The organism is Pseudonocardia sp. McavD-2-B, assembly GCF_024124365.1.
Lineage (GTDB): Bacteria > Actinomycetota > Actinomycetes > Mycobacteriales > Pseudonocardiaceae > Pseudonocardia > Pseudonocardia alni.
Window position 1 is genome coordinate 1 of record NZ_JAMXSG010000251.1, and the last position, 8876, is coordinate 8876.

Here is an 8876-nt window from a genome sequence, read left to right on the forward strand (position 1 = left end):
CTTCGCCCCCGGCGACCCGGTCCGCGCCCGCCGCGAGCCCCCGGACGTCGCTCCGCCCGCACCGTCGGCGGGCCCGGTCGGCCGCGGGCCGTGCAAGCTGCCCCGCTACCTGCGCGGGACACCCGGCGCCGTGACCGCGGTGCGGCCCGCACACGTGCTGCCCGACACCCACGCGGTGTTCGCCGGTGAGCACCCCGAGCACGTGTACACCGTCGCGTTCGCCGCGCCGGACGTGTGGGGCCCCGGCGCGGACCCGCACGTCACCGTGCACGCCGACCTGTTCGAGTCCTACCTGGAGCCACGATGACCGACGACGATCCCGGTCCGGCGCTGCGCACCGCGGCGCTGGAGGAGCTGCTGGTCGAACGGGGGCTGGTGGACCCGGCCGTCGTCGACGGGTTCGTGCGCACCTACGAACGCGACGTCGGCCCGCTGAACGGCGCGACGGTCGTCGCCCGCGCCTGGACCGACCCGCAGTTCCGGGAGTGGCTGCTGCGCGACGGCACCGCGGCCATCGCCTCGCTCGGGTTCACCGGACCGCAGGGCGAGCACATGGTGGTGCTGGAGCAGACCGAGCAGGTGCACCACGTCGTGGTCTGCACGCTGTGCTCCTGCTACCCGTGGCCGGTCCTCGGGCTGCCCCCGAGCTGGTACAAGGACCCCGCCTACCGGGCCCGGGTCGTGCGCGAGCCGCGGACCGTGCTCGCCGAGATGGGCCTCGACGTGCCCCCGGAGCGTCGGATCGAGGTGTGGGACTCCTCGGCCGAGGTCCGCTACCTGGTGCTGCCGCGCCGCCCCGCGGGCACCGAGGGGCTCACCGCCGAGCAGCTCGCCGGGCTGGTCGGGCGGGACGCGATGGTCGGGGTCGCCGAGGCGGTGGAACCGTCGTGAGCGCTCCGCTGCTCGACGTCGCGGGCCCCGCCGCCCCGCCGCGCGCCAACGGGGAGCTGGTGTTCGCCGCGCCCTGGGAGGGACGCGCATTCGGGCTGGCCGTCGCGCTGGCCGAGGCGGGGGTGTTCACCTGGGACGGCTTCCGCGACCGGCTGGTCGCGCGGATCGCCGCCGACCCCGCCGCTCCCTACTACGGCTGCTGGCTCGCCGCCTGCGAGGACGCGCTCGTCGCCGCGGGTCGGCTGGGCGGGGCCGACGTGTCCACCCGCGCCGCGGGTCTCGCCGCCCGCCCGGCCGGCCACGACCACGACCACGACCACGACGGCCATGGTCACGTTCGGTAGAAGCACATTCACCGGTGGTGACCGAATGGGAGGTGACCGTATTCCCGCGCCCTACCCCATACGAATGCGGAACGGAACTGCGCCGACCCGATCGGGGCCGTGCGCGACCCGGCCGGTGTCACCGCTCGATAACCGATCATGTTTCCGCAGGGCCGATACCCCGGTGCGCGGATAGATTGGTGCCATGAGCGTATCCGGGTCGGTGGTCCTGCGGACCGTCGCCTGGTGTGCCGGGGTCCTGCTGGTGGGTGCCGGTGTGCTGGCCGCCGTCGTCGTCGGGTTCGGCGCGCTCGTCGCACCGGGGGAGGCGCGCGCGTCCCGCGAGATCGACCCGGCCACCGAGTTCGCCCGGCTCGCCGTCGACGACCCGCCCGCCGCGCTGCGTTCGTGCACCCCCGCCCGCGGGACCCTCGTCGACGCGCTGTCCGGGGCGCTCCCGGTCGGTGCGGTGCCCGGCGCCGACCGGTTCACCGCGACCGACGGGGACCTCACGTTCGTCTCGGCGCCGATCACCGGCACGCTGCGCGGCGCCGGGGACCGCGCCGTCTGGGTGTGGGGGCGGCAGGGCTTCGCCGCCGTCACCGACGACGCGCGCGCCCTCACTCCCGGGCTCCCCGGGCCGTCGCTCTACGCCACCGGCCCGGACGCGGCCGGCGCGGTCCGTTCCGCGACCTGTGTGGAGGCCGCGCAGCGCACCGACCGCTCCGGCAGCGCGCCGACCCAGGGCCCGGTCGCGCCGCGCTGAGACGGCTCAGTCGCCGGGCAGGATCAGGCAGCTCGACGTGGCCTCGCCCAGCAGCCGGCCCCCGGCGTCGGTCAGCTCGGCCCGGGCCAGCGCGGTGCGGCGCCCGGCCTGCACGACGTGGCCGGTGCACGTCACGGTGCCGGTGTCGACGGTGATCCGGCGCAGGAAGCGCACCGACAGGTCCAGGCTGGTGTAGCCGGTCCCGGCAGGGAGCGTGGAGTGCACCGCGCACCCGCAGGCGGAGTCGAGCAGCGTGGCGTACACCCCGCCGTGCACCGAGCCGATCGGGTTGTACTGGTGCTCGCCGGGTTCGAAGGCGAAGGCGACGCGCCCGTGCTCGGCGGAGACGGCACGGAACCCGACGAGGCTCGCGACGGGCGCCCCGGGGAGGCGGCCGTCGACGATCCGGCGCAGGTACTCCAGTCCGTCCAGACCGGACGCGGCGGCGGCGAGCACCATCGGGTCGGTCCACTCGTGCTCGCGGCGGCGCGTGGCGGTGGCCGGACCGGCCGTGGGTTCTGCTGCGGAGGTCATCGTGGCTCCTGCTCGGGGACGGGGGCTCCGGGGCCCGGTTCGAGGTGGACGTCGTCGCCGCGACCCAGGCGGTGTCCGGCGGTGCACACGCTCACCAGGCGCACCGGGGCACCACAGCCGGTGTGCACGCGGACCACGGGCGGGCCGGCGTCGCCGGCGAGGTGCCGGTCGCCGAAGTCCATGAGCGCGGCCAGGACCACGCCCAGGTCGCGGCCGCGGCGGGTCAGGCGGTACTCGGCGCGGGTCCGGGCGCCGGGCTCGCGGTAGTCCACCCGTTCGACGACGCCGTCGCCGACCAGCTCGGACAGCCGCCGACTCAGGACGGTGCGTGCGACGCCCAGGCCGCGGGCCAGCTCGTCGAAGCGGGCGACCCCGCGGCCGAGGTCGCGCACGAGCAGCACCGTCCACGGGTCGGCCAGCAGCGCCGCGGTGCGGGCCACCGAGCACACCTGGGACGCCGCCGCCGTCCGTGCGTCCATCTCCGCCTCCTGGGTATCGCCGCGCTACTCAGGAGGCAGGGTAGCCCGGCGCGGTGGACGGCGACAGTGCCCGGTCCCGTCGTGCGCGATTGATCGTGCGCACAGCGGGAAGCCGGGAGGGGACAACGCACGAGCACGAGACCGAGGAGGAACCCACGGTGGCGAACGAACTGCAGGGCCGGACCGTCGCGATCCTGGCCGCGGACGGCGTGGAGAAGGTCGAGCTGGTCCAGCCCCGCGAGGAGCTGCAGAAGGCCGGCGCCCGGGTCGAGGTGGTCTCGCTGTCCACGGACCCGATCCAGTCGATGTCGGCCGACATCAACCCGGACGAGAAGCTCGACGTCGACCGGGCCGTCGCCGACGTGTCCGCCGACGAGTACGACGCCCTGGTGCTGCCCGGCGGCACCGTGAACCCGGACAACCTCCGGGCCGACGCCACCGCCGTGGCGTTCGTGAAGGCCTTCTTCACGGCGGGCAAGCCGGTCGGCGCGATCTGCCACGGCCCGTGGACGCTGGTCGAGGCCGACGTGGTGAAGGGCCGCACCCTCACGTCGTTCCCGAGCATCCGGACCGACCTGCGCAACGCGGGCGCGACCGTCGTCGACGAGCAGGTCGTGAACGACAAGGGGCTGGTCACCAGCCGTAACCCCGACGACCTCGACGCGTTCTGCGCGAAGCTGATCGAGGAGTTCGCCGAGGGGAAGCACCCGGTGCACCCGGAGGGTGCGACCGCCTGACCCACCCGCACGACGTCGACGGGCCCGGCATCCCGAGCGGGTGCCGGGCCCGTCCGCGTACCGGGTCAGCCCTCGACGGGGCCGGCCATCTGCGCGGCGTCCTCGGGGTGGTCGCGGCACCGGTCGGTGTCGGGGCGCGCCTCGAGCCGCTCGTCGTCGATCTGCTCGCCGCACACGTCGCAGCGTCCGTACTCACCCTTGTCCAGACGGGTCAGCGCTGCCCGGACCCGCGCGGTGCGGGCCCGGCGGGTGTTCTCGTCGAGGTCGTGGGCCATGGTCTCGTAGGCCCGCGCGCCCTCGTCGCCGAAGTCGAGACCCTCGCCGACGCGGTCGTCACCCGGCGCCGGCCGCTCGGTCACCGCCGAGCTGCCCTCCAGCTGGTCCAGTTCGTCGGTCAGCAGGGTGCGTGCCCGCTCCGCGTCCATCGGGTCTCCTCTCGTGCCGCGCGACCGGACGGCCGCACGGGGACCGGACTACCCCACCGGCGGGCGCGCACACGCAGCCGTTTCGCCCCGGGCGACGCGGGTAGGCGCGGCGTGGCCGACGGGTGCGGCCGTGGTCCCCTTCGGCCGCACCCGCCGGCGCACCGTCCCGGCCCGTCGGCGGGCTCGTCCCGTCGCCGGTCACGGACCGATCGAGAGGGAGCCCCGTGTCCGACAGCCCGCCCGCCCAGCAGCAGAGCCCGCCCGGCGACACCGGCGCGATGGACCCCGGTCCCCGCGACGAGATGCGCGGTTACCAGGGCCGCGACCTGCTCGCCGGCACCGTCGCCCTGGTCACCGGTGGTGACTCCGGCATCGGGCGCGCGGTGTGCGTCGCGTTCGCCAAGGAGGGCGCCGACGTCGCCCTGGCCTACCTGGAGGAGCACGACGACGCCGAGCACACCGCCGGGCTCGTCCGCGCCGAAGGGAGGCGCTGCCTGACCCTTCCCGGTGACCTCGGGGACGCCGCGCACTGCGCCGACATCGTGCGGCGCACCGTCGAGGAGCTGGGCGCGCTCGACACCGTCGTGAACAACATCGCCACCCAGGAACCGGTCGACGCGCTCACCGACATCGAGGACGACGCCTGGCTGCGGACCTTCGAGGTCAACATCCACAGCTACTTCCGGGTCACGAAGGCGGCCCTGGAGCACCTGCCCGACGGCGGCGCGATCGTGAACACCGGATCGATCAACGGCCTGCGCGGGAACAAGAGCCTCATCGACTACTCGGCCACCAAGGGCGCGGTCCAGTCGCTGACCTACTCGCTCGCGCAGTCGCTGACCCCCCGCGGCATCCGGGTCAACTGCGTCGCCCCGGGTCCGGTGTGGACGCCGTTGATCCCGGCGACGATGCCGCCCGACAAGGTCGACGGGTTCGGCGAGCAGACCCCGATGGGGCGTCCCGCGTCCGCGGACGAGATCGCGCCGTCCTTCGTGTTCTTCGCGGCGCCGCGGCTGTCGTCGTACTACACCGGCGAGGTGCTCGCACCGGTCGGCGGGGAGACCCTGCCGGGCTGAGCGTCCGGGCCCCGCCGCGCCGGCGGCACGGCGGGGCTCCTCAGTCGTCGGCCAGCCGCTCGCGCAGCCGCGCCAGGGTCCGTGACAGCAGCCGCGAGACGTGCATCTGCGAGATGCCCAGCTCGGTGGCGATCTGGGACTGGGTCCGGTCGCCGTAGAAGCGCAGGACCAGCATCCGACGCTCCCGTTCGGGCAGCTCGTTGAGTGCCGCACGCATCCCGGGGCCGTGCGCCGCGAGGTCCAGCGCCGGGTCCTCGGAGCCCATCCGCTCGGCGAGCGACAGGCCCTCGCCGGAACCGTCGTCGCCGACCGGCGCGTCCAGGGACTTGGCGTGGTGCGACTCCAGCGCGCCGAGCGCATCGACGACCTCGCCGATCGGTACGCCGACCTCGGTCGCGATCTCCGAGGGGCGGGGCGGACGGCCGAGCCGCTGCCCCATCTCGTCGGCGACCCGGCCGACGGTGACGGCGAGCTCCTTCAGGTCGCGCGGGACCCGCACCGCCCAGGAGTAGTCCCGCAGGTGGCGCTTCATCTCGCCGCGGATGCTCGGGACCAGGTAGCCGAGGGGGCCGCCGGTCGCCGACGACGGATCGTAGCGGTCGACCGCCTTGACCAGACCGAGCATGCCGGCCTGCTCGATGTCCTCGACGCCCCGGCCGGGGGCGGCGAAGCGCCGGGACAGGTTGCGCACGAGTGGACGGAACTCGCGGATCACGTACTCGCGCAACGCATCACGGCCCGGCGTGCCCGGTTCGGTCCCGGCCAGCTGGTCGAGATCGGGGATGAGGTCGTCGTAGCCCCGTCGGCCGTCGCGGGTGGTCGTCGTGGGCCGGGTGGAGAGAGTGGGACTCTGCATGGTCCCTCGCAATCGCCGATGGCAGGTGCGGGGTCCGCTGCACGGTTGAACGGATCTCGTGTGGACCGGTGGGCGGCGGACCCGCGTCGGCGGTGTCCTGCGTGCCCGGTGCCGGGAGCTCGACCGTAACCACGGCCCGGACGGACCACAACCCGGGGCGGGGGACCGCGGTGCGGTTCAGACCCGGGCGTGCGGCGGCGTCACGAACACCGCGGTGTCGTAGTAGGTGCGCAGGGCGGTGACCGTGCCCGAACCGTCGTCGTCGGTGGCGTCGGTGAGATCGAGGACGGTGACACCGCGCACGGTCACCGGGCCGCCCCCGGCGAGCACGGCGTCGCTGTGCCATTCCAGCGCGACGGAGTCCCCGGTCTGCACGGCGTGGCGGAAGGTCGTCGCGACGTGGTCGAACGGGGAGAGGTACTCCTGCCAGAACGCTCCGAGATCGGTGCGGGCCCCGCGGCCGTCGAGGCGCTCGGCCGTGGCGCCGTCGCGGAAGCGGGCGAGCAGATCCTCCGTCCCGCCGTCCCGCTCGAACGCCTGCAGTGCGTCGGCGAAGGCGCGGACCCGCCGGTCGGTGAGTGCCGTGTCGTCGGGGCCGGGGTGGTCCCCGCGCGGTGTGTCGCCGGGCGCGGCGCCGGCGGGTGCGGAGTCGTCCGGTGCGATGTGTCGCTGCATGGTGTGCGACTACCCGCCGGAGGCGTTCCGACCCGTCTCGGACCGGACGCGTCCGGCGGGCTGCCGGTGGGGCCGCGACACCGGCCCCGGCAGGTCCGCTCAGGCGTCGGTCTCGACGACGGTGGCGCCCTCGGCGGCGCGCTGGACCGCCTCGCAGCCCTTGTGGGCGGCCGACGTGCTCTCGTAGGCCTCGCCGACGGCGACGACCTGCCTGTTGCTCGCCTGCAGCCGGAACCGGAACTTCCCGCCCCGGTCCTCGTACACCTCGAACTTGCCTGCCACAGGGCCTCCCCGGCTCGATCGACCACCGCTGGTCGGTGCGGATGGGCGCGCACGTCAGCCCAGATGACGTTGTGACGGGCAACGGAGTGTGCCGCTCGACGGGGCGGGCCGGAGAACCCTCCCGGCGTGTGAGGGTAGAGTCCGGTCCTTCGGCGGTCCGGCCGGTGCACTTCCCGGGCCGTCCCGGCGGTGAGAGGAGGGTGCCGTGGGTCAGGACGACCGGCCCGCCGACCCCGATCGGGTACCGGTCACCCGGGTCGAGGTGCTGGACTTCGTGGGCGAGCTCTTCGGCCACGGCCCGGTACCGCGTGCGGCGCTGCTGGCCGCGGCCCGCGCCGAGGACGCCAGGGCCCGCCTGTACGAGGTGCTCGACGCCGCCCTGCCGGACCGCCCGCTGACCGGGCTGGACGACCTGTGGCGCCACGTCGACGTGCCCGAGGACCTCGGCGCGGTGCGCGGACTGCCGTCGCCGCGCTAGTCGTCCGCGTCGCCGGTCCGCGGCTCGGACAGCGCCCGCAGCTCGCGGGAGAGCAGCTCCAGCCCGTGGATCCGGGCGTGCAGCGCCTCGATCTGCGACTCGGCGGCGGTGCGGTAGAGCGCCAGCCGGTCCCGGGCGTCGTCGCCGACCGGACGGCCCGCGTCGAGGTCGGCTCGGGCACCGTCGATCACCGCCATCAGCGCGCGGATCTGGTCCAGGCCGAGGTCGAGCGGCTTGAGCGTCTTGACGAACCGCAGGCGCTCGACGTCGTCCTCGGTGTAGAGACGGAAACCGCCGGTGCTGCGGGCCGACGGCGTGACCAGCCCCAGCTCGTCCCAGTGCCGGATGGTGCGCAGCGACAGCCCCACACGCGTGGCCACCTCACCGATCTGCTGCACGACACCACCTCCCCTCGACCGTGCGGCCCCGACCGTACCGCCGGGCCCGGGCCGGTCTCAGCGGGCTCTCAGCGGGGCGGGCCTTCTCAGGGGCGCCACAGCGAACCGTCCCTACCGTCGTCGACATGCCGACTGCACTGGTCACCGGAGCGAGCCGCGGGCTCGGCGCCGTCTACGCCCACGAGCTCGCCGAGCGCGGATGGTCCGTCGTCCTCGTGGCGCGCGACGCCGCCCGCCTCGCCGACGTCGCCGAGCGGATCGGCCGCGCCACCGGCGCCATCGTCGAGGTCCTGCCCGCCGACCTCACCGAGCCGGCCGGGCTGGCCGCCGTCGAGCGCCGGATCACCGACCGGGACCTGCCGATCGAGCTACTGGTCAACAACGCGGGCGTCGAGACCGACGCCGTCTTCGCCGAGGCGCCGGTCGAGGCGCTGACCGTCGAGATCGACCTCAACGTGACGGCCCTGATGCGCCTCACCCGCGCCGCGGTCCCGGCGATGACCGCCCGCGGCCGCGGCGGCGTGCTCAACATCGCGAGCTTCGCCGGGTACCTGGCCTCGGGCGGCAACGCCTACGGCGCGTCGAAGTCCTGGGTGCTGGCGTTCAGCGACACCGTCGCAGCGTCGCTGCACGGCACCGGCGTCACCGTCACCGCCGTCGCCGCGGGCCGGATCCGGACCGACGACGACCCGCAGGGACCGCTGTGGCTCGACCCCCGCGATGTCGTGCGCCGCTCGCTCGACGACCTCGCCCGCGGCCGCACGCTGTCCGCGCCGGGCTGGGTGTACCGGGCGCTGGTCGGCTACCTGGAGGCGCCGCGCACCGCGCTGCGGCTGGCCGCACGGGTCGCGGGCCGGGGCCGGGAGCGCTGCGAGCGCCTGGAGCGGGGGAGCGGGCACACCCGGCCGTCGCCGGTCCCGACGCCGTTCCGTGACGCGCCCGCCCCGGCCCGGCAG

The 8876-nt window shown here is 75.1% G+C and carries 15 protein-coding genes; 8 read left to right on the forward strand and 7 right to left on the reverse strand.

The window, feature by feature from the left end; genetic code table 11:
- From NH602_RS24510 to NH602_RS24525, 4 genes are all read left to right on the forward strand, one after another.
- Positions 1-307, forward strand: a 307-nt coding sequence (locus NH602_RS24510; RefSeq protein ID WP_253069010.1) for an SH3-like domain-containing protein, incomplete at its 5' end; no start/stop codon positions are given.
- Positions 304-891: a nitrile hydratase subunit alpha gene (nthA, locus tag NH602_RS24515; RefSeq protein WP_073574373.1), complete on the forward strand. Its 588-nt coding sequence runs from the start codon at positions 304-306 to the stop codon at positions 889-891. The genes NH602_RS24510 and nthA, both read left to right, overlap by 4 nt.
- Complete coding sequence (locus NH602_RS24520) at positions 888-1235, forward strand: nitrile hydratase accessory protein (protein WP_253069011.1); 348 nt, start codon at positions 888-890, stop codon at positions 1233-1235. The genes nthA and NH602_RS24520 overlap by 4 nt, the downstream gene beginning before the upstream one ends.
- Before the next feature lie 184 nt (positions 1236-1419).
- Positions 1420-1980, forward strand: coding sequence for a hypothetical protein (locus tag NH602_RS24525; RefSeq protein WP_179762292.1), 561 nt, complete (start codon positions 1420-1422; stop codon positions 1978-1980).
- A gap of 6 nt (positions 1981-1986) precedes the next feature.
- Here NH602_RS24525 and NH602_RS24530 read toward each other — a convergent pair whose 3' ends face one another.
- Together NH602_RS24530 and NH602_RS24535 are read right to left on the reverse strand one after the other, a co-directional pair.
- Positions 1987-2514 carry a PaaI family thioesterase gene (locus NH602_RS24530; protein WP_083658088.1) on the reverse strand — a complete coding sequence of 176 codons (528 nt, stop codon included), beginning with the start codon at positions 2512-2514 and terminating at the stop codon, positions 1987-1989.
- Entirely contained in the window at positions 2511-2993 is a 483-nt protein-coding gene (locus NH602_RS24535) for a helix-turn-helix domain-containing protein (protein WP_100878217.1), read from the reverse strand. The genes NH602_RS24530 and NH602_RS24535 overlap by 4 nt, the downstream gene beginning before the upstream one ends.
- 158 nt (positions 2994-3151) lie before the next feature.
- Between NH602_RS24535 and NH602_RS24540 the strand changes: the two genes are divergently transcribed.
- Complete coding sequence (locus tag NH602_RS24540; protein WP_073574369.1) at positions 3152-3730, forward strand: type 1 glutamine amidotransferase domain-containing protein; 579 nt, start codon at positions 3152-3154, stop codon at positions 3728-3730.
- Positions 3731-3795: 65 nt separating this feature from the next.
- On the opposite strand, the gene NH602_RS24545 is transcribed toward NH602_RS24540, so the two are convergent.
- The gene (locus NH602_RS24545) at positions 3796-4155 is read right to left on the reverse strand and encodes a TraR/DksA C4-type zinc finger protein (RefSeq protein WP_073574368.1); all 360 of its coding nucleotides are present in this window, start codon (positions 4153-4155) and stop codon (positions 3796-3798) included.
- Between the two features lie 278 nt (positions 4156-4433).
- Here NH602_RS24545 and NH602_RS24550 point away from each other — a divergent pair, with 278 nt between their 5' ends.
- On the forward strand, positions 4434-5231 hold the full coding sequence (locus tag NH602_RS24550) for an SDR family oxidoreductase (RefSeq protein ID WP_073574461.1): 798 nt from the start codon (positions 4434-4436) through the stop codon (positions 5229-5231).
- A gap of 40 nt (positions 5232-5271) precedes the next feature.
- Here NH602_RS24550 and NH602_RS24555 read toward each other — a convergent pair whose 3' ends face one another.
- The 3 genes from NH602_RS24555 to NH602_RS24565 all read right to left on the reverse strand — a co-directional run bounded on the left by NH602_RS24555 (position 5272) and on the right by NH602_RS24565 (position 7044).
- Entirely contained in the window at positions 5272-6087 is an 816-nt protein-coding gene (locus tag NH602_RS24555) for a sigma-70 family RNA polymerase sigma factor (RefSeq protein ID WP_179762294.1), read from the reverse strand.
- 177 nt (positions 6088-6264) lie between these two features.
- Positions 6265-6762: a nuclear transport factor 2 family protein gene (locus NH602_RS24560; RefSeq protein WP_161152329.1), complete on the reverse strand. Its 498-nt coding sequence runs from the start codon at positions 6760-6762 to the stop codon at positions 6265-6267.
- 99 nt (positions 6763-6861) lie between these two features.
- On the reverse strand, positions 6862-7044 hold the full coding sequence (locus NH602_RS24565; protein ID WP_253069012.1) for a DUF1508 domain-containing protein: 183 nt from the start codon (positions 7042-7044) through the stop codon (positions 6862-6864).
- A 205-nt stretch (positions 7045-7249) separates the two neighbouring features.
- Here NH602_RS24565 and NH602_RS24570 point away from each other — a divergent pair, with 205 nt between their 5' ends.
- Entirely contained in the window at positions 7250-7522 is a 273-nt protein-coding gene (locus tag NH602_RS24570) for a hypothetical protein (protein ID WP_073574364.1), read from the forward strand.
- Here the strand turns inward: NH602_RS24570 and NH602_RS24575 are convergent.
- A complete protein-coding gene (locus NH602_RS24575) occupies positions 7519-7920 on the reverse strand; it encodes a MerR family transcriptional regulator (protein ID WP_100878213.1) in 402 nt (133 codons plus the stop codon). The two genes, NH602_RS24570 and NH602_RS24575, sit on opposite strands and share 4 nt — an antisense overlap.
- 125 nt (positions 7921-8045) lie before the next feature.
- Between NH602_RS24575 and NH602_RS24580 the strand changes: the two genes are divergently transcribed.
- Positions 8046-8876: SDR family oxidoreductase (locus NH602_RS24580; protein WP_253069013.1), on the forward strand; the 831-nt coding region annotated here is incomplete at its 3' end.